24 protein-coding genes are annotated in these 24,597 nt (G+C 58.7%); 14 read left to right on the top strand and 10 right to left on the bottom strand.

All coding sequences use genetic code 11. The annotated features are described in order from the left end of the window. The 6 genes from ACM6IR_RS22950 to ACM6IR_RS22925 all read left to right on the top strand — a co-directional run bounded on the left by ACM6IR_RS22950 (window position 1) and on the right by ACM6IR_RS22925 (window position 7,202). Entirely contained in the window at window positions 1–990 is a 990-nt protein-coding gene (locus ACM6IR_RS22950; RefSeq protein ID WP_414909816.1) for an ABC transporter ATP-binding protein, read from the top strand. Continuing rightward, window positions 990–1,961 carry an oligopeptide/dipeptide ABC transporter ATP-binding protein gene (locus ACM6IR_RS22945; protein ID WP_414909815.1) on the top strand — a complete coding sequence of 324 codons (972 nt, stop codon included), beginning with the start codon at window positions 990–992 and terminating at the stop codon, window positions 1,959–1,961. Before ACM6IR_RS22950 ends, ACM6IR_RS22945 begins: the two co-directional genes overlap by 1 nt. An 844-nt stretch (window positions 1,962–2,805) precedes the next feature. Beyond that, the gene (locus ACM6IR_RS22940; RefSeq protein WP_414909814.1) at window positions 2,806–3,657 is read left to right on the top strand and encodes a sugar phosphate isomerase/epimerase family protein; all 852 of its coding nucleotides are present in this window, start codon (window positions 2,806–2,808) and stop codon (window positions 3,655–3,657) included. A 14-nt stretch (window positions 3,658–3,671) separates the two neighbouring features. Beyond that, complete coding sequence (locus ACM6IR_RS22935) at window positions 3,672–4,742, top strand: isopenicillin N synthase family dioxygenase (protein WP_414909813.1); 1,071 nt, start codon at window positions 3,672–3,674, stop codon at window positions 4,740–4,742. A gap of 46 nt (window positions 4,743–4,788) precedes the next feature. Next, window positions 4,789–5,577: an ABC transporter substrate-binding protein gene (locus ACM6IR_RS22930; RefSeq protein ID WP_414909812.1), complete on the top strand. Its 789-nt coding sequence runs from the start codon at window positions 4,789–4,791 to the stop codon at window positions 5,575–5,577. A 65-nt stretch (window positions 5,578–5,642) separates the two neighbouring features. Beyond that, entirely contained in the window at window positions 5,643–7,202 is a 1,560-nt protein-coding gene (locus tag ACM6IR_RS22925; RefSeq protein ID WP_414909811.1) for an amino acid ABC transporter permease/ATP-binding protein, read from the top strand. A gap of 265 nt (window positions 7,203–7,467) precedes the next feature. Here the strand turns inward: ACM6IR_RS22925 and ACM6IR_RS22920 are convergent, their stop codons facing one another. From ACM6IR_RS22920 to glyQ, 4 genes are all read right to left on the bottom strand, one after another. Then, window positions 7,468–8,247, bottom strand: a complete 780-nt coding sequence (locus ACM6IR_RS22920; protein WP_414909810.1) for a lysophospholipid acyltransferase family protein — start codon at window positions 8,245–8,247, stop codon at window positions 7,468–7,470. Window positions 8,248–8,330: 83 nt separating this feature from the next. Continuing rightward, window positions 8,331–8,870, bottom strand: coding sequence for a D-glycero-beta-D-manno-heptose 1,7-bisphosphate 7-phosphatase (gmhB, locus tag ACM6IR_RS22915; protein ID WP_414909977.1), 540 nt, complete (start codon window positions 8,868–8,870; stop codon window positions 8,331–8,333). Window positions 8,871–8,874: 4 nt separating this feature from the next. Continuing rightward, window positions 8,875–10,929 carry a glycine--tRNA ligase subunit beta gene (gene glyS, locus ACM6IR_RS22910; RefSeq protein WP_414909809.1) on the bottom strand — a complete coding sequence of 685 codons (2,055 nt, stop codon included), beginning with the start codon at window positions 10,927–10,929 and terminating at the stop codon, window positions 8,875–8,877. Further along, window positions 10,926–11,879 (bottom strand): glycine--tRNA ligase subunit alpha, encoded by a 954-nt coding sequence (gene glyQ, locus ACM6IR_RS22905; RefSeq protein WP_003213601.1) that lies wholly within the window; start codon window positions 11,877–11,879, stop codon window positions 10,926–10,928. Before glyQ ends, glyS begins: the two co-directional genes overlap by 4 nt. Window positions 11,880–11,960: 81 nt before the next feature. Here glyQ and ACM6IR_RS22900 point away from each other — a divergent pair, with 81 nt between their 5' ends. The 3 genes from ACM6IR_RS22900 to ACM6IR_RS22890 all read left to right on the top strand — a co-directional run bounded on the left by ACM6IR_RS22900 (window position 11,961) and on the right by ACM6IR_RS22890 (window position 13,854). Next, window positions 11,961–12,518: a DNA-3-methyladenine glycosylase I gene (locus ACM6IR_RS22900; RefSeq protein WP_414909808.1), complete on the top strand. Its 558-nt coding sequence runs from the start codon at window positions 11,961–11,963 to the stop codon at window positions 12,516–12,518. A 40-nt stretch (window positions 12,519–12,558) separates the two neighbouring features. Beyond that, complete coding sequence (locus ACM6IR_RS22895; RefSeq protein ID WP_414909807.1) at window positions 12,559–13,446, top strand: lysophospholipid acyltransferase; 888 nt, start codon at window positions 12,559–12,561, stop codon at window positions 13,444–13,446. 168 nt (window positions 13,447–13,614) lie between these two features. Further along, window positions 13,615–13,854, top strand: a complete 240-nt coding sequence (locus ACM6IR_RS22890) for a PilZ domain-containing protein (RefSeq protein ID WP_414909806.1) — start codon at window positions 13,615–13,617, stop codon at window positions 13,852–13,854. Here the strand turns inward: ACM6IR_RS22890 and ACM6IR_RS22885 are convergent, their stop codons facing one another. The 5 genes from ACM6IR_RS22885 to def form a co-directional block, all read right to left on the bottom strand. Further along, a complete protein-coding gene (locus ACM6IR_RS22885) occupies window positions 13,855–14,169 on the bottom strand; it encodes a tetratricopeptide repeat protein (protein WP_414909805.1) in 315 nt (104 codons plus the stop codon). Between the two features lie 143 nt (window positions 14,170–14,312). Next, window positions 14,313–15,686 carry a Trk system potassium transporter TrkA gene (trkA, locus tag ACM6IR_RS22880; protein WP_414909804.1) on the bottom strand — a complete coding sequence of 458 codons (1,374 nt, stop codon included), beginning with the start codon at window positions 15,684–15,686 and terminating at the stop codon, window positions 14,313–14,315. Between the two features lie 22 nt (window positions 15,687–15,708). Continuing rightward, a complete protein-coding gene (gene rsmB, locus ACM6IR_RS22875) occupies window positions 15,709–17,019 on the bottom strand; it encodes a 16S rRNA (cytosine(967)-C(5))-methyltransferase RsmB (RefSeq protein ID WP_414909803.1) in 1,311 nt (436 codons plus the stop codon). Beyond that, entirely contained in the window at window positions 17,016–17,975 is a 960-nt protein-coding gene (gene fmt / locus ACM6IR_RS22870) for a methionyl-tRNA formyltransferase (protein WP_414909802.1), read from the bottom strand. The genes rsmB and fmt overlap by 4 nt, the downstream gene beginning before the upstream one ends. Window positions 17,976–18,046: 71 nt before the next feature. After that, window positions 18,047–18,553, bottom strand: coding sequence for a peptide deformylase (def, locus tag ACM6IR_RS22865; RefSeq protein ID WP_008155676.1), 507 nt, complete (start codon window positions 18,551–18,553; stop codon window positions 18,047–18,049). A gap of 173 nt (window positions 18,554–18,726) precedes the next feature. Here def and ACM6IR_RS22860 point away from each other — a divergent pair, with 173 nt between their 5' ends. From ACM6IR_RS22860 to ACM6IR_RS22850, 3 genes are all read left to right on the top strand, one after another. Next, a complete protein-coding gene (locus tag ACM6IR_RS22860) occupies window positions 18,727–19,752 on the top strand; it encodes a LysM peptidoglycan-binding domain-containing protein (protein WP_414909801.1) in 1,026 nt (341 codons plus the stop codon). Between the two features lie 79 nt (window positions 19,753–19,831). Beyond that, entirely contained in the window at window positions 19,832–20,932 is a 1,101-nt protein-coding gene (gene dprA, locus ACM6IR_RS22855) for a DNA-processing protein DprA (protein WP_414909800.1), read from the top strand. Window positions 20,933–20,986: 54 nt separating this feature from the next. Continuing rightward, the gene (locus ACM6IR_RS22850) at window positions 20,987–21,544 is read left to right on the top strand and encodes an L-threonylcarbamoyladenylate synthase (protein WP_414909799.1); all 558 of its coding nucleotides are present in this window, start codon (window positions 20,987–20,989) and stop codon (window positions 21,542–21,544) included. A 112-nt stretch (window positions 21,545–21,656) separates the two neighbouring features. On the opposite strand, the gene ACM6IR_RS22845 is transcribed toward ACM6IR_RS22850, so the two are convergent. Then, window positions 21,657–22,634 (bottom strand): NADPH:quinone reductase, encoded by a 978-nt coding sequence (locus ACM6IR_RS22845; RefSeq protein WP_414909798.1) that lies wholly within the window; start codon window positions 22,632–22,634, stop codon window positions 21,657–21,659. 179 nt (window positions 22,635–22,813) lie between these two features. On the opposite strand from ACM6IR_RS22845, the gene hemF reads away from it, so the two are divergent. Together hemF and aroE are read left to right on the top strand one after the other, a co-directional pair. Continuing rightward, the gene (hemF, locus tag ACM6IR_RS22840) at window positions 22,814–23,728 is read left to right on the top strand and encodes an oxygen-dependent coproporphyrinogen oxidase (RefSeq protein WP_414909797.1); all 915 of its coding nucleotides are present in this window, start codon (window positions 22,814–22,816) and stop codon (window positions 23,726–23,728) included. Window positions 23,729–23,741: 13 nt separating this feature from the next. Continuing rightward, window positions 23,742–24,563: a shikimate dehydrogenase gene (aroE, locus tag ACM6IR_RS22835; RefSeq protein ID WP_414909796.1), complete on the top strand. Its 822-nt coding sequence runs from the start codon at window positions 23,742–23,744 to the stop codon at window positions 24,561–24,563. Window positions 24,564–24,597: the final 34 nt, after the last annotated feature.

Below are 24,597 nucleotides of genomic sequence, written 5' to 3'. Positions count from 1 at the left end.
ATGCATACTTCGAGTCCAGTACTGGCCATCGACAACCTGAGCCTGGAATTCCCGGCTTACAAAAACAACGTCAAAGCCCTGAACGGTGTGTCGTTGCACGTCAATCCCGGCGAAATCGTCGGCGTGGTAGGCGAGTCCGGGTCGGGCAAGTCGGTCACTGCTATGCTCAGTATGCGACTGTTGCCCGAGCGCAGCTATCGCATCACTGCCGGCAGCCTGAGTATGCTCGGTCGCGACATGCTGGCAGCTCCTGAAAAGGACCTACTAATGATTCGTGGACGCGATGCTGCGATGATTTTCCAGGAGCCGATGACAGCCCTTAATCCGACCCGGCGCATCGGTCGGCAAATGCTCGACGTGATCATCCATCACCAGAAGATCAGCGCCGCCGAAGCCCGTCTCAAGGCGATTGCACTGTTGCGCGACATGCACATCGCCAGCCCGGAACAAGTATTGGAGAGCTATCCTTTCGAACTGTCTGGTGGCATGCGTCAACGGGTGATGATCGCGCTGGCGTTCTCCTGTGAACCGCAACTGCTGATCGCTGACGAGCCGACCACCGCCCTCGACGTTACCGTGCAACGCCAAGTGCTGTTGCTGCTACGAGAAAAAGCTAGGCAGCGGGGCACGGCCATTCTACTCATCACTCATGACATGGCATTGGTTTCGCAGTTCTGCGACCGGGTGTACGTAATGTATACAGGTGCTGTGGTTGAGGAGGGCTGCACCGTCGAAGTTATGGGGAATCCGCAGCATCCCTATACGCAAGGGTTACTCAGTGGCCTTCCAGAAATGGTAGAGCCGGGCCAGCCGCTGCTGACTATCCCCGGTCAAGTGCCGAACCTAGCCTCTTTGCCGGTGGGCTGCACTTTTCAGGAGCGTTGCCCATACGCCATGCCGGTTTGTGCCAAACGCCCGAACCTCAATACCATCAACGGTAATGACCAGCGTAAAAGCGCGTGCTGGTTACCGGTTAAGGAGCTTTCGTGATGAACAGTGCCGTCATTCATACCGTCACCAAAATGGCACCCACGATTCTTCAACTTAATGATGTTCGCGTCCGTTTTCCCGTCAGTAATGACTGGCTTGGTCGACCAAGGGGATATGCCCATGCCCTGAACGGCATTGACCTTCAAGTGCGGGCGGGCGAAACCCTGGGTATTGTGGGCGAGTCAGGCTGTGGTAAAAGCACATTGGCGCAGCTATTGATGGGCTTAGTACCGCCCAGCAGCGGTGAACTGAACTGGGCCAGTCGCAGCGGCGGCGAAGGCAGCAGCAACGTTCAAATTGTTTTCCAAGATCCACAGTCTTCGCTTGATCCACGCCTGCCTATCTGGAAAATCATCACCGAGCCGTTATACGCCCGAGGCCATGCTCCCCGTGCGCAGATGCGCGATGTGGCGGCCAGGGTCGCGGCCCAAGTCGGCATCCGCCCAGAATACCTAGACCGTTTTCCCCACCAGTTTTCCGGTGGTCAGCGTCAGCGGATTGCCATCGCCCGAGCCCTTTCATCAGACCCAGATATTATTGTCCTGGACGAACCAACATCGGCGCTGGACATCTCGGTTCAGGCACAGATCCTTAACCTTCTTGCTGAGTTACAAAGAGCTCGCAATCTGACTTATATCCTGATTTCCCACAACGTATCAGTAGTACGTCATATGGCAAACCGGGTAGCTGTGATGTACTTGGGGCAAATTGTTGAACTTGGCAGCGCAGCCCAAGTTCTCGATCAGCCACGCCATCCTTATACCCGGCTGTTGCTCGAAGCAGTGCCGCGACTAGGTGTGCCACTGCATTCCGAACAAGTTGCGGCTCCTACCGAATTGCCAGGTAACCGTCTGCTACCGAGTGGCTGCTTCTTCCGCGAACGTTGCAGCCTGTGCACCGTTGGCTGCGAAAAGCCCCAGGCTTTGCTGGGAGATGAGCAGCAGCGTGTGCGATGTCATTTACAAAGCTGATATTTGCCAGCAGGCATTAGTGTCGCGTCTCAGAGATAGGGTGGAGGTTGACGAGTCAAGCAGAACAACTTATTTCTGAGGTGTGAACTGATCGTTGGTGTCGCCTGAGGCCGTTGGCACCTATATATAGAAGAAGGGTTCACAGGTTTTGGCTTTGTTAAAGCCCAAGTCTGAAAAATTGGCCGGACCTCTTAGGTCTCACCGACCCTATCCCGCCACCAGAGGTTTTGGCGGGACCAAGCTCTAAAGCTTAGCGGCATAGGCACTCACCTTTACGGCATCGCCGGCCTGCGCGATCTACCCCTCAGCTTTACGTTTCCTTCCTTTATATACACTCACACCCTGGATGGACGGTTGAGCGGCTGAAGTGAGAACGTTTCTATTCGGACGCATCTATTTTGTGAGGCGAGTAGGCTTTTCTCATTTATTTTGTGAATCCCAACCGGCGGACTCACAGAAAAGATGATTTTCTACCAGAGTTTGCTGGGCTTCCCGAATCATCTATTTTGTGATCCTACATCAGGAGCCGGTTCACAGTATTTATACCAATAAATAAAACCCGCCCACTCCTGTGGGGGGGCAGATATAAGGCCAGCGTTGCGCGCTGGCCTTTTTTTATGGGTAATTAATAGCTAGCTATTTGTTGATGAAAGTCTGAAGTATTCATTTGATCTTTCAGATTCTTTTGCGCTGCAGCCTATGCCTAACATCAGCTCCACAGCGAACCCGCCACGGCATCGCTTAGTGGGGCCCGATTACGCAGAGATCCAGCTAAAAATCCTCTGCCGTTGCCGACCATTTGATTGCGACCGGCTTGGTATCCAGAGATTTTTGAGGATCATCGATGAAACTGGAAATTTTCCGCACGCTGTGGGGCTACGCCGCCAGCAAAGCCCAGGCGCTCGAGGAGCTGCTGCAGGTGGGTTTTGACGGCATGGAAGCACGCTTGCCACTGGACGCCTGTGAACGGGCTGAGTTTGCCGCTTTTCTCAAGGCCAATGGCCTGGGCTATATCAGCACGGTCTTCACCGCCTACGATGTGCTGCCGGACCAGTCGGCGACACCTGCCGTTCACCTCGATGATCTCGACCAGAAACTCGCCTGGGCCGCCGAACTCGGCCCACGCTTCGTTAACGTACTGGCGGGCAATGATCGCTGGTCCTTGCCACAACAAGTGGAGTTTTTCGGTCAGGCACTGGAACTGGCGCGCAAGCACGGCCAGATCTGCAGTTTCGAAACTCACCGTTCGCGTTCGCTGTTCAACCCCTGGGTGACCCTGGAGTTGATCCGGCAACTGCCTGACCTGTTGTTCACCAGTGACATCAGCCATTGGGTCGTGACCTGCGAGCGCCTGTTGAATGACCCGGCCGATGACCTGAGCGCCTTCATCGAACGGGTTCACCATATCCAGGCGCGGGTTGGTTACGACCAGGGCCCACAGGTTCCGCACCCGGCGGCTCCCGAATATGCCAAAGAACTGGCCTTCCACCAGCAGCACTGGGAAAGCATCTGGCGCTCGCAGCAGGCCCGCGGTTATCAGGTCAGCACCCTGACCCCGGAGTTCGGCGCCGATGGCTACCTGCATCATTTGCCTTTTACCAATGTACCGGTTGCCGACCTGTGGTCATTGAACGTGTGGATGGGCAAGACCGAGCGTGAACACTTCAATTGTTTCAGCCACTCAAGTAACCCTTAGGGAGCCGATGCGTCATGCCTGACAATAAAAACAACAGCGCCAGCACGGACACACAAACAGCCAACTTCAAGAACATCCCGGTGGTCAACATCGCCGGTCTGTTCAGCTTTGAACTGGAACACCGCCTGGCCGTGGCCGAACAATTGGGGCGTGCCGCCAGCGAAGTCGGGTTCCTCTATATCATCGATCACGGTATCGACCCGCAACTGATCACCAACCTGCGCAAGGCTGCCAAGGACTTTTTCGACCAGTCCTTCGACATCAAGATGCAGCACTACATCGGCACCTCGCAAACCCACAAGGGCTTTGTACCAGAAGGCGAAGAGGTCTATTCCAAGGGTAAGCCGGATCACAAGGAAGCCTTCGACGTCGGCTTCGAATTCCCGGCCGATGACCCGCTGGTGCTGGCCAGAACCCCATTACTGGGGCCCAACGATTGGCCGCAGCTGCCGGGCTTCAAGGCGTCGGTACAGGCCTACTATGAAGCGATCTTCGCCTTGGGCCAGCGCTTGTTTGGCGGCTTCGCCCTGGCCCTGGGCCTGGAAGAAAACTATTTCGACAGCATGGTCACTCGTCCGCCGTCCAAGCTGCGCCTGATCCATTACCCTTTCGACGGTGCCGCCCATGACGCACCGGGCATTGGCGCCCATACCGATTACGAGTGCTTCACCATCCTCCTGGCCGACAAACCAGGCCTTGAGGTGATGAACAATCTTGGCCATTGGATTGATGCACCACCGATTGCCGATGCCTTTGTGGTCAACATCGGCGACATGCTTGAAGTGATGACGGCAGGTACATTCGTTGCCACTACACACCGGGTACGGAGCGTGAGTGAGGAGCGTTATTCCTTCCCACTGTTTTATGCCTGCGACTACCACACCCAGATCAAGCCGCTGCCCGCGTTCGCCCAGGCAGGCAAGGACTACGAAGAAATCGCCATAGGCGAACACATGTATGGCCAAGCGCTGCAGACCTATCAGTATCTGCGCCAGCGGGTGGCCAATGGAGAAGTTTTACTGCCAGAGAAGGCACGCAAACCCGCCAGTTTCGGGCATTTGAAAAATCAGGCACAACCGTCTTGATTGACGTTTTCAGCTACACACTTACCTACGCCGGAGTCAGTAAATAATGAAAAATAAGAACACACTTTTGTGCATGACCGTATTGGCCGCCGGTATGCTCGGTGCTTCGGTGAGCATGGCCGCAGACACGTTTAAGGTCGGTATGGAAATCACCTACCCTCCGTTCGAGTCCTATGACAAAGACAAAAACGTGGTGGGTTCGGACCCCGAGCTGGCAACGATCCTGGCCAAGCACATGAACGCGAAGGTGGAGTTTGTCGACACCAAATTCCCCAGCCTGATCCTGGGCCTGAACTCCGGTAAGTACGACGCGATTATTTCCGGCATGTACATCACACCGGAGCGCCAGACCCAGGCCCAGACCATCGCCTATGCCAATACCGGTGCTGCTGTCATGGTGCCTAAGGGCAGCGAGATCAATGCGAAGAAGCCTGAAGACCTGTGCGGCTTGAAACTGGGCCTGGAACAGGGCACCACCTGGGTCAAAGAATTCAAGAAGCTCTCCGATGACTACTGCGTGCCGAACAATAAAGGCGCTATCACCGTCAGCGAGTACCCCTCTGCGCCCGAAGTGACCCAAGCCCTGTTGTCCAAAAACATCCAGGCCCAGGTTGAAATCGCTGGCGCGGCAAAAATGATCGCGGAAAAGACCAACGGCCGGGTAGTGATCACCACCGAACGCCCGATCTATCAGCAAACCTTGGGCATCTTCGTCAAAAAAGGCAACGATGAAACCTTCCAGGCCGTGCAGAAGGCCTTCGAGGAAACCAAAAAGAGTGGTGAGTATGCCGCTATTCTCAAGAAATATGCCTTGGAAGAACCGACAGCTAACTAAAAACGTGTCCTTGTAGTTTGTTCATCTGCCTCCCCCTCACCGGGGGCGGCAGATTGAGGTGCCCTATGCAATTCGATTGGTCGTATTTTTTATCCTTATTCTCCCTGCCGGACTTCTGGAAGGCCTGCGTTACAGTGGTCGAGCTCAGTGCCCTGGCCTGGTTCCTCGGCATGCTGCTGGGCTTTGGCCTGGCCTCGGCCAAGCTGTCCCAGTCACCCTTACTGCGCATTCCCGCCGCGGTCTACATCTGGTTCTTCCGCAGCATCCCGTTGCTGGTGCTGGTGGTCTTCGTCTACAACTTGCCGCAATTGTTTCCCGGTAGCGGGCAGATTCTGTCCAACCCCTTCTACTCCGGCTTGCTGGCCCTGGTGGTCACGGAAGCGGCTTACATGGCCGAAATCCACCGTGGCGGCCTGATCTCCGTGGCCAAGGGCCAGAAGGAAGCCGGGCGCGCGCTGGGTGTCGGCCAGTTCGGCATGCAGCGCTTGATTGTGATTCCCCAGGCATTCCGTATCTCGCTGCCTACGTTGATCAATGAATACATCACTGTGGTCAAGCTGACGTCGCTGGTCTCGGTCATCTCCCTGACCGAAATTCTCACGGTCGGCCAACGCCTCTATGCCACCAACTTTCTGGTCATGGAAACCCTGGCTGCGGTGGCGGTGTACTACGTGTTGATCGTCACTGTGTTCGGTTATTTCCTGCAGCGCCTGGAGCGCTACCTGGACCTGAATTTCCGCAAGCCGCAAACACTCGACGCGGCCGCAATGGCCAAGCTCAAGGCTTGCGCCGAAGCCTTGCCCGACAATGCACCCAAAGCAGCGGGCAACAACCCGATGCCAATCCTGCAACTGAAGAATATCCAGAAGAGCTATGGCACGCATAAAGTGCTGATGGGTATTGACCTGAATGTCGAATTTGGCCAGGTGGTCTCTATCATTGGCCCATCCGGTTCCGGCAAAACTTCGCTGATCCGCACGGTCAACGGCCTGGAAAGCATTGATACAGGTGACATTCAGTTGTTCGGTGAAAAATTCATCGAGGCTTCGGACAAACCCAACAGCGCCCGTCTGCGCAAAGGCGTGCGGCACATTGGCATGGTGTTCCAGAACTTCAACCTGTTCCCGCACCGCACCATTCTCGACAACGTCACGCTGGCGCCGCGCTACCACGGCCTTCCGGGTGAGCTGAGCGAACATCGTGCTTATGCGCTGCTGGACAAGGTCGGTCTGCTGGCCCATGCCCACAAGTACCCACACCAGCTCTCTGGCGGGCAGCAACAGCGCGTGGCGATCGCTCGAGCCCTAGCGATGGAGCCGCAGATCATGCTCTTCGACGAGCCGACCTCTGCCCTCGACCCGGAACTGGTTAACGACGTGCTGAACGTCATCCGCGACCTGGCCAAGGAAGGCATGACCATGCTGATCGTGACCCACGAAATGGACTTTGCCATGTCGATTTCCGACCGGGTGATTTTCATGGAGAACGGCAATATTCAACTCGATGCCGCGCCAAGGACGATTCGCACTGCCGATTCTGCCGAACGCGTGCGCCGCTTCATGGGCATCGATACCTCAGTGGTTGAGCCGCAGCCCACTGAGCTGGGGGCCATCCTCGCGCAATAAATGGCTTGGCCCCACGCCCGACAGCGATGGGGCCGCCCAAACGAAAAGGCCAACGCTCATGCGTTGGCCTTTTTTATGGTTCTTCACGGAGTCCCGGAAACACATAAAAAAATCGGCTATATCAGCCGGTTTTTTTGCGCCCGAAAAAAACTTATGCACCTTTTTCGCTGTTTTTTTGTTTTATGAAATATGTATATAAATCATTAACTTAAAAACAAAATGCAACGCTTTTCAATGAAACGGTACACAGGTTATCCACAGAATCTCAGACAGCCACTTGATCATTGGCGGCCGGGGCTTGTGACGCCGGTGGAAGCGAACCCATTTCCCGCTGCATGTTCTCGTTCCAGGCTTGAACCCGGTCGTTCAATGCGGCAATGGCTCGAGGCCCACTGCCTTCTGGGTACATGGGTTCACCGATGATCACGGTGATCACGCCTTGCTTTTTTGCCCAACCGGTTTTCGGCCAGAACTTGCCGGCATTGTGCGCAATCGGCAGCACCGGAAGCTCGGCGTTGACCGCTAAAGCGGTGCCTCCGCGAGAGAATTTTCCGACGGTGCCGTAGGGAACTCGCGTTCCTTCAGGGAAGATCAGCACCCAGACGCCATCCTTGAGCAGCTCATCACCTTTCTTCGCCACATGCTTGAGCGCTGCTTTCGGATTGTCACGGTCGATGGCGATCGGTCGCAACATGGCCATGGCCCAGCCAAAGAACGGTACAAACAGCAACGAGCGCTTCAGTACCTGGCTCAATGGTTGGAAGTAGGCCGAGAGAAAGAACGTTTCCCAGGTGCTCTGGTGATTCGATTGAATCACGCAGGGCTGATCGGGCACGTTCTCGGCGCCTTTGACTTCATAACTGATGCCTAGAAAGACCTTGCTGAGCCACAAGGCGCATCGGCACCAATACACATTGATGAAGCGATAACGCGCCTTGAAGGGCAAAAAGGGAGCGATAAAAAAGCTCAGGCTGCACCAAAGCAAAGAGCTGGTGCCCAGCAACAGGTAAAAGAGGAAAGTTCTAATGGCCTGCAGTATCGACATGGCGACGTTTACCGTTGCGGGCACTGCCCGCCTATTCAAGCGCACCCCCGATCAATCCTTTGTCAGGAATCTTCAGAAGCACTCTAATTGTGGATAAGTTCTGCGGCAATCGCCGCCAGATCGTCAAAAATCAAGGTGCCTGCCGGTAGGGTCTTGCCCAGAGTCTTTTCGCCTTTCCCGGTCTTTACCAAAACTGGCTGAGAATCGACGGCTTTGGCCGCTTCCAGGTCACCGAGACTGTCGCCGACGAACCATAAATTAGTCAGCGATACGTTGTAATGCGCGGCGATGGTTTTCAACATCCCGGGTTTCGGCTTGCGGCAATCGCAGCCTTCGTCTGGCCCGTGCGGGCAATAGACGATCAGCCCGACCTCACCGCCCTGCTCCGCCACCAATGAGCGCAAGCGCTCATGCATGGCGTCCAGGGTGGCGATGTCGTAATAGCCACGAGCGATGCCCGACTGGTTGGTAGCGACCGCCACCGTCCAGCCGGCCTTGCTCAACTGCGCGATGGCTGCGATCGAGCCCGGGAGCGGAATCCACTCATCCACCGACTTGATATAAGCGTCGGAGTCGTAATTGATCACCCCGTCCCGATCGAGAATCAGCAGTTTCAACAGCAGCCCCTCAGCCCAGCAGCGAGATGTCGGCGACGCCGAGGAACAGCCCACGCAGACGCGCCAGCAACGCATAACGGTTGGCGCGAACCTTGGCATCTTCGGCGTTGACCATCACTGCTTCGAAGAATGCATCCACCGGCTCGCGCAAGGCCGCCAGGCGCGCCAGAGATTCGCTGTACTGACGCGCTGCGGCCATTGGCTGCACAGCCTGGTCCGCTTGCTGGATCGCCGAGTACAGGGAAAACTCGTTGGCGTTATCGAAGTACTTGGCTTCAACGACCGCAGGAACAGTACCTTCGACCTTGCTCAGCAAGTTTGAAACGCGCTTGTTCACGGCGGCCAGTGCAGCGGCTTCCGGCAATTTGCGGAACGCCTCTACCGCTTGTACGCGCTGGTCGAAGTCCAGTGCCGAACCCGGTTTCAGGGCGCGGACCGACAGGTAAGTCCCGACGTCGACACCTTCGTCTTCGTAACGGGCACGCAGACGGTCGAAGATGAACTCCAGCACCGAGTCGTTCAGACCGGCAGCCTTGACCTTGGCACCAAACGCATTCACGGCAAATGCCACGGCGTCGTTCAGGTCGAGGTCGAGTTTCTTGTCGATCAGGATCCGCAACACACCCAGCGCAGCACGGCGCAGGGCATAAGGGTCTTTGCTACCGGTCGGCAGCATGCCGATGCCGAAGATGCCGACCAGCGTGTCGAGTTTGTCGGCGATGGCCACGGCCGCGCCGGTCAGGGTAGTCGGCAGTTCAGCACCGGCACCGCGAGGCATGTACTGCTCGTTCAGCGCCAGGGCCACATCTTCCGGCTCGCCGTCGTTGAGGGCGTAGTAGTAACCGGCGACACCTTGCATCTCCGGGAACTCACCGACCATCTCGGTCGCCAGGTCGCACTTGGACAGCAGGCCGGCACGGGAAGCCCAGGCGGCGTTGCCACCAATACGTTGAGCGATGAACGCGGCCAGTTTGGAAACGCGCTCGGCCTTGTCGTAGACGCTGCCGAGTTTTTCCTGGAACACCACGTTTTGCAGACGCAGGTTGAAGTCTTCGAGTTTCTGCTTCTTGTCTTGCTTGAAGAAGAACTCGGCGTCGGTCAGGCGTGGGCGAACCACTTTCTCGTTACCGGCGATGATTTGCTGCGGGTCTTTGCTTTCGATGTTGGCCACGGTAATGAAACGTGGCAGCAACTTGCCCTCGGCATCCAGCAGGCAGAAATACTTCTGGTTGTCCTGCATGGTGGTGATCAGGGCTTCTTGCGGCACGTCGAGGAAACGCTCCTCGAACGAGCACACCAACGGCACCGGCCATTCAACCAGGGCGGTCACTTCGTCAAGCAAGGCCGGAGGAACGATCGCCGTACCTTCCTGCATCGTTGCCAGCTCTTCGGTGCGCTTGCTGATCAACTCGCGACGCTCGTTGGAGTCGGCCAGTACGTAAGCGGCACGCAGGTCGGCCAGGTAGTTGGCCGGCGAGGTGATGCGCACGCTTTCAGGGTGATGGAAGCGGTGACCACGGGAGTCGCGACCCGCCTTCTGGGCAAGGATCGTGCAGTCGATTACCTGGTCGCCGAGCAGCATCACCAGCCACTGGGTCGGGCGAACGAATTCTTCCTTGCGGGCACCCCAGCGCATGCGCTTGGGGATAGGCAGGTCGTTCAGCGAATCTTCGACGATGGTCGGCAACAGGCTCGCGGTCGGCTTGCCGGCAATGCGTTGGCTGTAGCGCAGTTTCGCGCCGCTCTGGTCGATTTCACTCAGGTCGACGCCGCACTTCTTGGCGAAGCCCAGTGCCGCTTGCGTCGGGTTGCCTTCGGCATCGAACGCGGCCTGACGTGGCGGGCCATCGAGGTTGATGCTGCGATCCGGCTGCTGAGTCGACAGCGCGGTGATCAGTACAGCCAGGCGACGCGGCGCGGCGTAGACGGTTTTGGTCTCGTAGTTCAGGCCAGCGGCTTGCAGGCCTTTGTCGATACCGGCCAGGAACGCCTCGGCCAAGGTGTTCAGGGCTTTGGGTGGCAGTTCTTCAGTGCCCAGTTCAACCAGAAAATCCAGAGCACTCATTGTGCAGCCTCCAGCTTAGCCAACACTTCATCACGCAGGTCCGGGGTCGCCATCGGGAAGCCCAGCTTGGCGCGAGCCAGCAGGTAGGCTTGCGCAACGGAACGCGCCAGGGTGCGTACTCGTAGAATGTATTGCTGACGCGCGGTGACCGAGATCGCCCGGCGTGCATCCAGCAGGTTGAAGGTGTGGGAGGCCTTCAACACCATTTCGTAGCTCGGCAACGGCAGCGGCTGGTCGAGTTCGATCAGGCGCTTGGCTTCGCTTTCGTAGAAGTCGAACAGTTCGAACAGCTTCTCGACGTTGGCGTGTTCGAAGTTGTAGGTCGACTGCTCTACTTCATTCTGGTGGAACACGTCGCCGTAGGTGACTTTGCCGAACGGACCGTCAGCCCAGACCAGGTCGTAGACCGAGTCCACGCCTTGCAGGTACATGGCCAGACGCTCAAGACCGTAGGTGATCTCACCCGTCACCGGGTAGCACTCGATGCCGCCCGCTTGCTGGAAGTAAGTGAACTGCGTCACTTCCATGCCGTTGAGCCAGACTTCCCAGCCCAGACCCCAGGCGCCCAGTGTCGGCGATTCCCAGTTGTCTTCCACGAAGCGAATATCGTGGACCAACGGGTCCAGGCCGACGTGCTTGAGGGAGCCCAGGTACAGTTCCTGGAAGTTGTCCGGGTTCGGCTTCAGGACAACCTGAAATTGATAGTAGTGCTGCAGACGGTTCGGGTTTTCGCCGTAGCGGCCGTCAGTCGGGCGACGACTGGGCTGCACATAAGCGGCGTTCCAGGTTTCAGGGCCAATGGCGCGCAGAAACGTGGCCGTGTGGAAAGTCCCGGCGCCTACTTCCATATCGTAGGGCTGAAGTACCACGCAACCTTGCTCGGCCCAGTATTGCTGGAGCGCGAGGATCAAGTCTTGGAAGGTACGCACGGCTGGCGTAGGCTGGCTCACGAAATTCACCTGTTTCTTGGGCTGCGATTTAAAGAGCGGGAGTATACCCGATTCATTGCTGCGCACGCCCCCTGGAGCCTTATGCCACGCTGCTTTTGGTGTTCCGAAGATCCGCTGTACATGGCTTATCACGATCAGGAGTGGGGCACGCCGCTACGCGATGCGCAGGGATTGTTCGAGTTGCTTTTGCTCGAAGGGTTCCAGGCCGGTCTTTCCTGGATCACTGTGCTGCGAAAACGCGAGCGTTATCGCGAGGCGCTGTTCGGCTTCGACGTACAACGCGTGGCGCAGATGAGCGACGCCGAAATCGATGAATTGATGCTCGATCCGGGCATCATTCGCAACCGCCTCAAACTCAACGCGGCCCGGCGCAATGCCCAGGCCTGGCTGGCGCTGGAGGACCCGGTGGAGTTTCTCTGGTCGTTCGTCGGTGGCAAGCCTGTGATCAATCATTTCAAGGATCGCACCGAAGTTCCGGCGGTCACGCCCGTCGCCGTGGAGATGAGCAAAGGCCTGAAAAAGGCCGGTTTCACGTTCGTCGGTCCGACCATTTGCTACGCGCTGATGCAGGCCTGCGGCATGGTTATGGATCACACTCAGGATTGCGATCGCTACGCGACGTTGGCCAACGGCGGTTAGAATGGCCGCCTCGCGCACCGCACAAAATCAGGAGTGACCTGTGGATAAGTTTAAAGGCGCCTTGCTGGTAGGCGCTCTTCGGCTGTTTGCCCTGCTTCCGTGGCGGGCAGTGCAGGCCGTGGGCTCGGCCATTGGCTGGCTAATGTGGAAAACCCCTAACCGTTCCCGTGACGTGGTGCGGATCAATCTGTCCAAGTGCTTCCCGGATATGGACCCGGTCGAGCGCGAGCGGCTGGTCGGCCAGAGCCTCAAAGACATCGGCAAGTCCTTGACTGAAAGCGCTTGCGCCTGGATCTGGCCGGCTCAGCGCTCCATTGATCTGGTGCGCGAAGTCGAAGGCCTCGACGTATTAAAGGACGCGCTCGCTTCCGGCAAAGGCGTGGTCGGGATCACCAGTCACCTGGGCAACTGGGAAGTGTTGAACCACTTCTATTGCAGCCAGTGCAAACCGATCATTTTTTACCGTCCGCCGAAGCTTAAGGCGGTGGATGAATTACTGCGCAAGCAACGCGTGCAACTGGGTAACAGAGTCGCCGCGTCCACCAAGGAAGGCATCCTCAGTGTAATCAAGGAAGTGCGCAAAGGTGGTGCAGTGGGCATTCCCGCTGATCCGGAACCGGCCGAATCCGCCGGGATCTTTGTGCCGTTCTTCGCCACTCAGGCGCTGACCAGCAAGTTTGTACCGAACATGTTGGCCGGCGGCAAAGCGGTAGGGGTATTTCTGCACGCCCTGCGTTTGCCGGACGGTTCGGGCTACAAAGTGATCCTCGAAGCTGCGCCAGAGGCCATGTACAGCACCGATACTGAAACCTCCTGCGCCGCCATGAGCCAGGTAGTCGAACGCTACGTGCGGGCGTATCCGAGTCAGTACATGTGGAGTATGAAGCGCTTCAAGAAGCGTCCGCCGGGCGAAGAGCGCTGGTATTGATGCACTTGGCACGCTCTGTGGATAACTGTAGGAGCGAGCGGTGCGGCGATCCGACTTGCCCGCGAAGGCGATATGGCATTCAACATCAATGTTGAATGTAATGGCCTCTTCGCGGGCAAGCCTCGCTCCTACAAGTTATCCACAACACGTTCATTAAGGGCGCAGAAGATGTCCGAACAGCGCAAATCGTTTCGCATCAAGATCAGTCATGAAAGCTTCGGTGAGTGCCTGGGCCAGACCCGCAACCTCTCGACCACGGGGGTCTATGTCAAGCATCCGGGCTTGTCATCATTACCGAAGGGCGCAGTAGTGGTGGGTCAGGTGCAGGATTTACCCACAGGCGCGCCGCGGGTTCGCATGGAAGTGGTGCAGGTGGATGCCGAAGGGATTGGCTTGCGCTATCTCTAATCAGAGCGCCTGACGATCGAGCTTTTTGAGAAACACCGTCATTTCCTTCTCCGCCTGCTTGTCACCATGGGCGCGAGCGGCTTCCAGCCCCTGTTCCCACGCCTGACGCGCGGCCGGATAGTCCGTCAGCGCCAGATGGGCCTTGCCCAACAGCTTCCAGGCGGCCGAGTACTTCGGGTCGAACTCGACGCAGCGCTGGAAATGCTCCGCCGCCTTGGCGTTTTCCCCAAGATCCAGATAACCCTTGCCCAGGCCGAAGCGCAGCAATGAGTTATCCACACCCTTGGCGAGCATTTTTTCCAGGGATTCGATCATCGGTGGCACCTTTGTTTATGTGTGGTGTTCGAAATTGCCTTCGCGGGCAAGCCTCGCTCCTACAGGTGAGCGTAAGGCTCGGCTTTTCTGTAGGAGCGAGGCTTGCCCGCGAAGAGGCCAGTCTGGCCACTGCAGTTTCTGGATCAGAAGAAGCTCAAACCCACATGAAACAGCTTCTCCACATCCCGAATATGCTTCTTATCCACAAGAAACAAAATCACATGATCCCCCGCTGCAATCACCGTGTCGTCATGCGCAATGATCACCTCTTCATCACGAATGATCGCGCCAATCGTGGTGCCCGGCGGCAAACCGATATGTTCGATAGCCTTGCCAATCACTTTGCTCGACTTCGCATCGCCATGGGCAATCGCCTCGATGGCTTCCGCCGCACCCCGGCGCAATGAATGCACACTGACGATATCGCCGCGGCGTACATGGGCCAGCAAGGTGCCGATGGTCGCCAGTTGCGGGCTGATCGCGATGTCGATATCGCCACCCTGGATCAAATCAACATAAGCCGGGTTGTTGATGATCGTCATCACCTTCTTCGCACCCAGGCGTTTGGCCAGCAGCGAGGACATGATGTTGGCTTCGTCGTCGTTGGTCAGGGCCAGGAAGAGGTCCGCGTCGGCGATGTTCTCTTCCAGCAGCAAATCACGGTCCGAGGCGCTGCCCTGCAACACCACGGTGCTGTCCAGGGTGTCTGAAAGGTGGCGGCAGCGCGCTGGGTTCATCTCAATGATTTTTACCTGGTAACGGCTTTCGATGGCTTCGGCCAAACGTTCACCGATCTGCCCGCCACCGGCGATGACGATGCGTTTGTAGGTTTCATCCAGGCGGCGCATTTCGCTCATCACCGCACGAATATTCTCTTTGGCCGCGATGAAAAAGACTTCGTCGTCCGCCTCGATGACTGTGTCGCCCTGAGGCAAAATCGGCCGGTCACGACGAAAAATCGCCGCGACGCGGGTTTCGACATTCGGCATGTGCTCGCGCAATTGCCGCAGTTGCTGACCTACCAGCGGTCCGCCGTAATACGCCTTCACCGCGACCAATTGCGCCTGGCCTTCGGCGAAGTCGATCACCTGCAACGCACCCGGATGCTGGATCAGGCGCTTGATGTAGTTCGTGACCACTTGTTCCGGGCTGATCAGCACGTCCACAGGTATCGCGTCGTTATCGAACAGCTCGGAACGAGTGAGGTACGCGGCTTCGCGGACCCGGGCGATTTTGGTCGGGGTGTGAAACAGCGTGTGGGCGACCTGACAGGCAACCATGTTGGTTTCGTCGCTGTTGGTCACCGCCACCAGCATGTCGGCGTCGTCCGCGCCCGCCTGACGCAGCACGGTCGGCAGCGAACCGCGGCCCTGCACGGTGCGGATATCCAATCGATCACCGAGGTCGCGCAGGCGTTCGCCGTCGGTGTCGACCACGGTGATGTCGTTAGCCTCGCTGGCCAAATGTTCAGCCAGTGAACCGCCGACCTGCCCTGCACCGAGGATGATGATTTTCATCCAGTCACTCCATTGAATCCGTTTAACCGCGCGTGGCCGCGATCTTGATCAGCTTGGCGTAGTAGAACCCGTCGTGGCCGCCCTCCTTGGCCAGCAACTGGCGACCATGAGGCTGCTTGATGCCGGCCTGGGTGGCGAGATCCAGTTCACGGGCGCCTGGCGTACGAGCGAGGAACGCTTCGATCACCTGCGTGTTTTCGGTCGGCAGCGTAGAACAGGTGGCGTAAAGCAGAATGCCGCCCACTTCCAGGGTTATCCACAGGGCGTCCAGCAGCTCGCCTTGAAGCACCGCCAGCGCGGCAATGTCATCGGGTTGGCGGGTCAGCTTGATGTCCGGGTGACGACGGATCACGCCGGTGGCCGAGCACGGTGCGTCCAGCAAAATGCGCTGGAACGGCTTGCCGTCCCACCAGGTCGCCGTGTCGCGGCCGTCGGCGGCGATCAGTTCGGCGCTCAGGCCCAGGCGCGCGAGGTTTTCCCGCACCCGCACCAGACGCTTGGCTTCGAGGTCCACCGCCACCACGCCGGCCAGTGCCGGCTCGGCTTCCAGGATGTGACAGGTCTTGCCGCCCGGGGCGCAGCAGGCGTCCAGCACCCGCTGGCCCGGCGTCAGGTCCAGCAGGTCTGCGGCCAGTTGCGCCGCTTCGTCCTGCACGCTGATCCAGCCCTCGGCGAAACCCGGCAGGCTGCGCACGTCGGCAGCGGCGTCGAGGATGATGCCGTCCTGACTGTAAACACACGGCGTGGCGGCGATGCCGGCGTCGGTCAGCAATCCGAGATACGCATCGCGGGTGTGATGACGACGGTTGACCCGCAAAATCATCGGCGGATGGGCGTTGTTCGCCGCGCAAATGGCTTCCCACTGCTCAGGCCAGAACGCCTTCAGGGATTTTTGCAGCCAGCGCGGATGCGCGGTGCGCACGACCGGATCATGTTCCAGCTCAGCCAGTAGCGCTTCGCTTTCACGCTGGGCGCGGCGCAGCACGGCGTTAAGCAACGCCTTGGCCCAGGGCTTTTTCAGCTTGTCGGCGCAACCGACGGTTTCGCCGATGGCGGCGTGGGCTGGAACCCGGGTGTAGAGCAATTGATAGAGGCCAACCAGCAGCAGCGCTTCGACATCCGCGTCCGCTGCCTTGAACGGCTTCTGTAGCAACTTGGTCGCCAGTGCCGACAGACGCGGTTGCCAACGAGCCGTGCCGAACGCCAGGTCCTGGGTGAAGCCGCGATCGCGGTCCTCGACCTTGTCCATTTGCGTCGGCAGGGAACTGTTGAGCGAGGCTTTTCCGTTTAGAACAGCGGCGAGTGCCTTGGCGGCGGCCAGACGCGGGTTCATTGAGCGTCCGCCACTTGACCGAGGACGGTGCCGACAGCGAATTTCTCACGACGGCTATTGAACAGGTCGCTGAAGTTCAACGCTTTGCCGCCGGGTAATTGCAGGCGGGTCAGGCACAGGGCCTGTTCGCCGCAAGCAACGATCAAACCGTCCTTGCTGGTGCTGAGGATTTCACCCGGTGCGCCCTGCCCTTCGGCGAGGCTCGCGGCCAACACCTTCAGGGCTTCGCCATTGAGCGTGCTGTGGCAGATCGGCCATGGATAGAAGGCGCGAACCAGGCGCTCCAGTTCAACCGCCGGGCGATTCCAGTCGATGCGCGCTTCGTCTTTGTTCAATTTATGAGCATACGTGGCGAGGCTGTCGTCCTGGACTTCGCCTTCCAGAGTTCCTGCCGCGAGGCCGGCAATCGCTTGAATCACCGCAGGCGGGCCCATTTCGGCCAGACGGTCATGGAGGCTGCCACCGGTGTCTTCACCGGTAATCGGCGTGGTGACTTTGAGCAACATCGGGCCGGTATCGAGGCCCAGTTCCATGCGCATCACGGTCACGCCGCTTTCGCGGTCGCCTGCTTCGACGGCACGCTGGATCGGCGCCGCACCGCGCCAGCGTGGCAGCAGCGAGGCATGGCTGTTGATGCAACCCAGGCGCGGAATATCGAGCACCACTTGCGGCAGGATCAAGCCGTAGGCGACCACCACCAGCAAGTCCAGTTTGAGCGCGGCCAGTTCAGCCTGAGCGTCTTCATTGCGCAGGGTCGGCGGCTGCAACACCGGGATATTGTTTTCCAGCGCCAACTGCTTGACCGGGCTCGGCATCAGTTTTTGCCCACGGCCTGCCGGACGGTCCGGTTGGGTGTAAACCGCGATGATCTCGTAAGGGCTGTCGAGCAGGGCCTTGAGGTGTTCAGCGGCGAATTCCGGGGTGCCGGCAAAGACGATGCGCAGTGGCTCAGTCATGGAAAACTCTCATTTACAAAGCAGTCGCAAAAGAAAAAGGCTTGCCGCAGCAAGCCTTTGAAAGGAGGGCATCAAGCGTTCTGGCGATGGAGCTTTTCCAGTTTCTTCTTGATTCGGTCGCGTTTGAGATTGGACAGGTAATCAACGAACAATTTGCCGTTGAGGTGGTCGCATTCATGCTGGATGCACACGGCGAGCAGGCCTTCGGCAATCAGCTCGTAGGGTTGGCCGTCGCGGTCCAGCGCCTTGACTTTGACCTTCTGTGGGCGATCGACGTTTTCGTAGAAGCCCGGCACCGAGAGGCAGCCTTCCTGATATTGCTCCATCTCGTCGGTCAGGGTTTCGAACTCGGGGTTGATGAACACCCTGGGTTCGCTGCGGTCTTCGGAGAGGTCCATCACGACGATACGTTTGTGCACGTTGACCTGGGTCGCGGCAAGACCAATGCCTGGCGCTTCATACATTGTTTCAAACATGTCATCGACCAACTGACGCACTTCGTCGTCCACTACGGCCACAGGTTTGGCGATAGTGCGCAAGCGCGAGTCGGGGAATTCGAGGATGTCTAAAATGGCCATAAGCTTATTTGCTGCACGTGTGAGGTAAAGTCGGGTCGATGGCCTGACGGGTCCGAAGAAGATGCAGGCTATCGTTGTAAAACGTAGCTCCCTTCTTTTCATAAGCAAGCCGGGAGCGAGCCACGAAGGCTCTGGCGTTTTACGCGAACGTACATAATAAAGGGATTCACCGCATGAGGAAATCACTACTCGCCTTGCTCCTTCTGGCCTCGGCCGGTTTGGCGCACGGGCAAGTGCAACTCAAGGAAGGTTTTCCACAGCAATACACCGTGGTGGCGGGGGATACCCTCTGGGACATATCGGGAAAATTCCTGCGTGAGCCGTGGAAATGGCCCGAGCTCTGGCAGTCCAATCCACAGGTCGAAAACCCCAACCTTATCTATCCCGGTGATTCGCTGGCGCTGGTCTACGTCAACGGCCAGCCGCGTCTGACCCTCAATCGCGGCGCTTCCCGGGGGACCATCAAGCTCTCGCCACGCATCCGCAGCAGTCCGGTGGCTGACGCCATTCCCAGCATCCCGCTGCAATCGATCAACAGCTTTCTGTTGAGCAATCGTATCGTGGACAAGGTCGAGGACTTCGACAAGGCGCCTTATATCGTTGCTGGCGATGCCGAACGCGTGCTCAGCGGCACCGGTGACCGGATTTTCGCTCGCGGCCATTTCGATCCGAACCAGCCGGTGTATGGCATCTTCCGCCAGGGCAAGGTCTACACCGATCCGCAGAGCAAGGAGTTTCTGGGAATCAATGCCGACGATATCGGTGGTGGAGAGATCGTGGCCACGGAAGGCGACGTCGCCACCCTCGCCCTGCAACGCACGACCCAGGAAGTCCGTCTCGGTGACCGCTTGTTCAGCGGCGAGGAGCGTTCGATCAATTCAACGTTCATGCCCAGCTCGCCAACAACCGAGATCAACGGGGTGATCATCGATGTGCCACGCGGGGTCACGCAGATTGGCGCGCTGGATGTTGTGACGCTGAACAAGGGGCAACGCGACGGTCTTGCTGAAGGCAACGTCCTGGTGGTGATGAAAACAGGCGAAACCGTGCGCGACCGGATCACTGGCCAGCCACTGAAAATTCCCGATGAGCGTGCCGGTTTGCTGATGGTGTTCCGCACTTACGACAAACTTAGTTACGGATTGGTCCTCAATGCATCGCGCTCCTTGGCTGTGATGGACAAGGTGCGAAATCCTTAGACTGCTGCACAAGTTACCAACAGAGTTATCCACAGCTTATTCCCGTTTGAACGGGGCTCATAACGATCAAGGATGATCCATGTCGTTGTCTACTTTTGTATCGGTTTCCCCTGCGGAACTGGAAGCTCGTCTACGTCTGCATCGCCTGCCGGAGCTCGGTCCTGTGCGTTTCAAGAAATTGCTGGAGGCCTTCGGTTCGGCGTCAAAAGCCATCGGCGCTCCGGCGAGTGCCTGGCATTCTCTCGGTTTACCTTTCGCTTGCGCACAGGCTCGACGCGCCCAGGAAGTGCGCGAGGGTGCGAACCACGCATTGGCTTGGCTAGAGCGTCCGGGCCAGCATTTACTGATGTGGGACCAGCCTGACTACCCGGCGCTGCTGGCGCAGATCAGTGATGCACCGCCGTTGTTATTCGTGGCGGGCGATCCGGGCATCCTGGAAAAGCCGCAGCTGGCAATGGTCGGCAGCCGTCGCGCTTCTCGGCCGGGAATGGACACCGCTGCCGCGTTTTCCCGGAGTCTGGCGGGCGCCGGTTTTGTCATCACCAGCGGTCTGGCCCTCGGCATCGATGCCGCCGCGCATCAAGCCGCTTTAGATGTGGGCGGGCGAACGATCGGTGTACTTGGCACGGGACTTGAAAAGTTTTATCCACAGCGCAATAAACGCTTGGCGGATGCCATGATTGCGTCAGGTAGCGCGGTGGTTTCTGAGTTCCCGCTGGACGCCGGTCCAACGGCCAGCAACTTCCCCCGCCGCAATCGAATCATCAGCGGTTTGTCCCTCGGTGTGTTGGTGGTCGAGGCCAGTGTCGCCAGCGGGTCGTTGATCACCGCGAGGCTGGCGGCGGAGCAAGGGCGAGAGGTGTATGCGATCCCGGGATCGATCCATCATCCCGGTGCGCGCGGTTGTCATCAGCTGATCCGTGACGGTGCGGTGCTGGTGGAAACCATCGAGCATATCCTCGAAGCGTTGCGTGGCTGGCAACGGTTGCCGATATCCACGGAGGCGCCATCGGTGACACATCCGTTACTCTTGCTGTTGCATGCCGCGCCCCACACCAGTGAAGCGCTGGCAATCACCAGCGGCTGGGCCTTGTCCAAAGTGCTGGCGGCGCTGACGGAGCTGGAAATGGAGGGCTGTGCGGTCTGTGAAAGCGGGCGCTGGTTTGCGCGGGTAAGCTAGGTTTTATAAGGAACATCGGTAAACTGCGCAGAGCCTTATTCCGGAGAGTTTTTCATGGTCAACAGTTGGCGTGTGCAACAAGCCGCACGAGCCATTCGCGCAGGGGCGGTGATTGCCTATCCAACCGAAGCGGTCTGGGGCCTGGGTTGCGACCCGTGGGACGAGGAAGCGGTAGAGCGTCTGCTGCTGATCAAGGGCCGGTCTGTGGAAAAGGGCCTGATTTTGGTTGCTGACAACATTCGCCAGTTCGACTTTCTTTTCGAAGATTTCCCCGAACTTTGGATGGACCGCATGGCCAGCACCTGGCCGGGACCCAATACCTGGCTGGTACCGCATCAGAACCTGTTGCCCCAGTGGATTACCGGCGTGCATGAAACCGTGGCGCTGCGGGTCAGCGATCACCCACAGATACGGGATCTATGCGCATTGGTGGGGCCACTGATCTCAACGTCGGCTAATCCACAGGGCCGGCCGGCGGCGCGCACACGGATTCGTGTGGAGCAGTATTTCCGTGGGCAGGTTGATTTGGTGTTGGGCGGGAGATTGGGTGGGCGCAAGAATCCGAGCGTGATTCGCGACCTGGCGACCGGGCATGTTGTGCGCCCGGATTGAGACCGAGGTGAGCCCATCGCGAGCAAGCTCGCTCCCACACTGGATCGTCGGTGGACACAGATTTTGTGTTCGACAACGATCCAGTGTGGGAGCTTGCTCGCGATGGCGTCCGTCAGGGCAACAGAACAGTCGAGCCCGTGGTCCGCCGCGCCGACAACTCGGTCTGCGCTTTCGCGGCTTCAGCCAATGGATACCTCTGGCTGATGTCGACCTTCAGCTTCCCGCTGATGATCATTTCAAACAGTTCATCCGCCATGCGCTGCAGGTTTTCAGCGTTGTTGGCGTAGGTCGCCAGGGTCGGCCGGGTCACGTACAGCGATCCCTTCGCCGCCAAAATCCCCAGGTTCACCCCATCCACCGCGCCAGACGCATTGCCAAAACTCACCACCAGACCCCGCGGCGCCACGCTATCAAGCGACGTCAGCCAAGTGTCCTTGCCAACGCCGTCGTACACCACCGGGACCTTTTTGCCGTCAGTCAATTCCAGTACGCGTTGTGCGACGTTTTCGTGGCTGTAATCGATGGTCGCCCAAGCACCGTTGGCCTTGGCCAATGCGGCTTTCTGCGCTGAGCTGACCGTGCCGATCAACTTCACGCCCAGCGCCTTGGCCCATTGGCAGGCCAGGGAACCGACACCACCGGCAGCGGCGTGAAACAGAATGGTCTCACCACCCTTGAGTTCATACGTCTGGCGCAGCAAGTACTGCACGGTCAGGCCTTTGAGCATCACGCCGGCGGCCTGTTCGAAGCTGATCGCGTCCGGCAGGCGCACCAGATTGGCCTCTGGCAATACGTGAACTTCACTGTAGGCGCCCAATGGGCCGCTGCCGTACGCCACGCGATCGCCGACCTTGAAGCGGGTTACGTCGCTGCCCACCGCTTCGACCACACCCGCACCTTCCGCGCCCAGGCCTGACGGCAACGCTGGCGGCGCATAGAGGCCGCTGCGGTAATAGGTGTCGATGAAATTCAGGCCAATCGCCTTGTTGGTGACGCGAACTTGCTGCGGGCCGGGCTCGGCGGGTTGGTAATCGACATACTCGAGCACTTCGGGGCCGCCATGGGCGCGGAACTGGATACGCTTTGCCATCAGAACTCTCCTTAGGTCTTAGCTTCTAGATTTGTAGCGCCAAGCGCCCTATCGAACTCCCTAGCTTGATCTTCGTCAACTGCGACGGGGTCACCTGCGATGTTATGCTACGCGCCCATTTGCACCGGCCCCTGTTCCGATGGAGCGCCGCGTAGCTTCGCCCGATTCAAGGTGATGACATGACAACCCGCACCGAGGCCGTAAAAGCCTACCTGCTCGACTTGCAAGACCGAATTTGCGCTGCCCTGGAAGCTGAAGACGGCGGCACACACTTCGTCGAAGACGCCTGGGCCCGGCCTGCCGGTGGTGGCGGTCGCACGCGAGTGATCGAAAACGGCTCGGTGATCGAGAAGGGCGGTGTTAACTTTTCCCACGTCTTTGGCAGCGGTCTCCCACCGTCCGCCAGCGCTCATCGGCCGGAACTGGCCGGCCGTGGCTTCGAAGCCCTCGGCGTGTCACTGGTGATTCACCCGCACAACCCGCATGTGCCGACCTCCCACGCCAACGTGCGCTTTTTCATTGCTGAAAAAGAAGGTGAAGAACCGGTCTGGTGGTTCGGCGGTGGATTTGACCTGACGCCGTATTACGGCAACATCGAGGACTGCGTGCACTGGCACCGCGTCGCGGAGCAGGCCTGTGAACCGTTCGGTCCGGACGTTTACGCTCGCTACAAAGCCTGGTGCGACAGCTACTTCCACATCAAGCATCGCCACGAACCGCGTGGCATCGGCGGTCTGTTCTTCGATGACTTGAACGAGTGGGATTTCGACACCAGCTTCGCCTTCATGCGCGCCATCGGTGATGCTTACATCGACGCATACTTGCCGATCGTGCAGCGCCGCAAAAATGATCTGTTCACCGCCAAACAGCGGGAGTTCCAGGAATTCCGCCGTGGGCGTTACGTTGAATTCAACCTGGTCTATGACCGTGGCACGTTGTTCGGCCTGCAGTCGGGCGGGCGTACCGAGTCGATCCTCATGTCCCTGCCGCCGCAAGTCCGCTGGGGCTACGACTGGAAAGCCGAGCCGGGCAGCGAAGAGGCGCGGCTGACCGAGTACTTCCTGCAAGATCGCGATTGGTTGGCCGAGGCCTGAACGAGGAATTCTGATGGACCGTTACGTTGTATTCGGTAACCCGATTGGCCACAGCAAGTCGCCGCTGATCCATCGCCTGTTCGCCGAGCAGACGGGTCAGCAACTGGACTACAACACTTCGCTGGCGCCGCTCGATGACTTTTCCGACTTTGCCCGGGAGTTTTTCCTCGAAGGTCGCGGCGCCAATGTGACGGTACCGTTCAAGGAAGACGCGTTCCGCTTGGCCGACAGCCTGACGGAACGGGCGCAGCGGGCCGGCGCAGTGAACACCTTGAGCAAACTCGCCGATGGCAGCCTGCTGGGTGATAACACCGACGGTGCCGGGCTGGTGCGGGACCTGACGGTAAACGCCGGTTTCAGCCTCAAGGGCAAACGCATCCTGCTGCTCGGTGCCGGTGGTGCCGTGCGTGGCGCGCTTGAGCCACTGCTGGCCGAACAGCCGGCCTCAGTCATCATCGCCAATCGCACGGTGGAAAAAGCCGAGCTGCTGGCGGAATTGTTCGCCGATCTGGGGCCGGTATCGGCCAGTGGTTTTGATTGGCTGCAAGAGTCGGTGGACCTGATCATCAACGCGACGTCGGCCAGCCTGACAGGCGATGTCCCGCCGATTGCCAGCAGCCTGATCGAACCGGGCAAGACGGTTTGTTACGACATGATGTACGGCAAGGAGCCGACGTCATTCTGCCGCTGGGCCAGTGAACATGGCGCGGCAGTGTCGATGGATGGCTTGGGGATGCTCGCTGAACAAGCGGCAGAAGCCTTCTTCCTGTGGCGCGGTGTGCGCCCGGACACTGCGCCGGTGCTGGCCGAACTGCGCCGGCAGTTGGCACTGTAATCAATGTGGGAGCGAGCAGGCTCGCTCCCACAAG

The organism is Pseudomonas sp. IT-P253, from assembly GCF_949768125.1.
In the GTDB taxonomy this organism is placed as follows: domain Bacteria; phylum Pseudomonadota; class Gammaproteobacteria; order Pseudomonadales; family Pseudomonadaceae; genus Aquipseudomonas.
Note: the sequence above shows the minus strand (reverse complement) of the source record. Positions and strands in the feature narration are given on the sequence as shown.

Excerpts from the sequence above, each read along its gene's own strand:
- ACM6IR_RS22885 (WP_414909805.1), bottom strand. The coding sequence starts at position 14,169 with ATGATCGAATCCCTGGAAAAAATGCTCGCCAAGGGTGTGGATAACTCA.
- ACM6IR_RS22850 (WP_414909799.1), top strand. The coding sequence starts at position 20,987 with ATGGTCAACAGTTGGCGTGTGCAACAAGCCGCACGAGCCATTCGCGCA.
- ACM6IR_RS22860 (WP_414909801.1), top strand. The coding sequence starts at position 18,727 with ATGAGGAAATCACTACTCGCCTTGCTCCTTCTGGCCTCGGCCGGTTTG.
- ACM6IR_RS22930 (WP_414909812.1), top strand. The coding sequence starts at position 4,789 with ATGAAAAATAAGAACACACTTTTGTGCATGACCGTATTGGCCGCCGGT.
- def (WP_008155676.1), bottom strand. The coding sequence starts at position 18,553 with ATGGCCATTTTAGACATCCTCGAATTCCCCGACTCGCGCTTGCGCACT.
- ACM6IR_RS22935 (WP_414909813.1), top strand. The coding sequence starts at position 3,672 with ATGCCTGACAATAAAAACAACAGCGCCAGCACGGACACACAAACAGCC.
- rsmB (WP_414909803.1), bottom strand. The coding sequence starts at position 17,019 with ATGAACCCGCGTCTGGCCGCCGCCAAGGCACTCGCCGCTGTTCTAAAC.
- ACM6IR_RS22900 (WP_414909808.1), top strand. The coding sequence starts at position 11,961 with ATGCCACGCTGCTTTTGGTGTTCCGAAGATCCGCTGTACATGGCTTAT.
- fmt (WP_414909802.1), bottom strand. The coding sequence starts at position 17,975 with ATGACTGAGCCACTGCGCATCGTCTTTGCCGGCACCCCGGAATTCGCC.
- aroE (WP_414909796.1), top strand. The coding sequence starts at position 23,742 with ATGGACCGTTACGTTGTATTCGGTAACCCGATTGGCCACAGCAAGTCG.
- ACM6IR_RS22940 (WP_414909814.1), top strand. The coding sequence starts at position 2,806 with ATGAAACTGGAAATTTTCCGCACGCTGTGGGGCTACGCCGCCAGCAAA.
- ACM6IR_RS22945 (WP_414909815.1), top strand. The coding sequence starts at position 990 with ATGAACAGTGCCGTCATTCATACCGTCACCAAAATGGCACCCACGATT.
- ACM6IR_RS22920 (WP_414909810.1), bottom strand. The coding sequence starts at position 8,247 with ATGTCGATACTGCAGGCCATTAGAACTTTCCTCTTTTACCTGTTGCTG.
- trkA (WP_414909804.1), bottom strand. The coding sequence starts at position 15,686 with ATGAAAATCATCATCCTCGGTGCAGGGCAGGTCGGCGGTTCACTGGCT.
- dprA (WP_414909800.1), top strand. The coding sequence starts at position 19,832 with ATGTCGTTGTCTACTTTTGTATCGGTTTCCCCTGCGGAACTGGAAGCT.
- ACM6IR_RS22890 (WP_414909806.1), top strand. The coding sequence starts at position 13,615 with ATGTCCGAACAGCGCAAATCGTTTCGCATCAAGATCAGTCATGAAAGC.
- ACM6IR_RS22845 (WP_414909798.1), bottom strand. The coding sequence starts at position 22,634 with ATGGCAAAGCGTATCCAGTTCCGCGCCCATGGCGGCCCCGAAGTGCTC.
- glyS (WP_414909809.1), bottom strand. The coding sequence starts at position 10,929 with ATGAGTGCTCTGGATTTTCTGGTTGAACTGGGCACTGAAGAACTGCCA.
- hemF (WP_414909797.1), top strand. The coding sequence starts at position 22,814 with ATGACAACCCGCACCGAGGCCGTAAAAGCCTACCTGCTCGACTTGCAA.
- ACM6IR_RS22925 (WP_414909811.1), top strand. The coding sequence starts at position 5,643 with ATGCAATTCGATTGGTCGTATTTTTTATCCTTATTCTCCCTGCCGGAC.
- ACM6IR_RS22950 (WP_414909816.1), top strand. The coding sequence starts at position 1 with ATGCATACTTCGAGTCCAGTACTGGCCATCGACAACCTGAGCCTGGAA.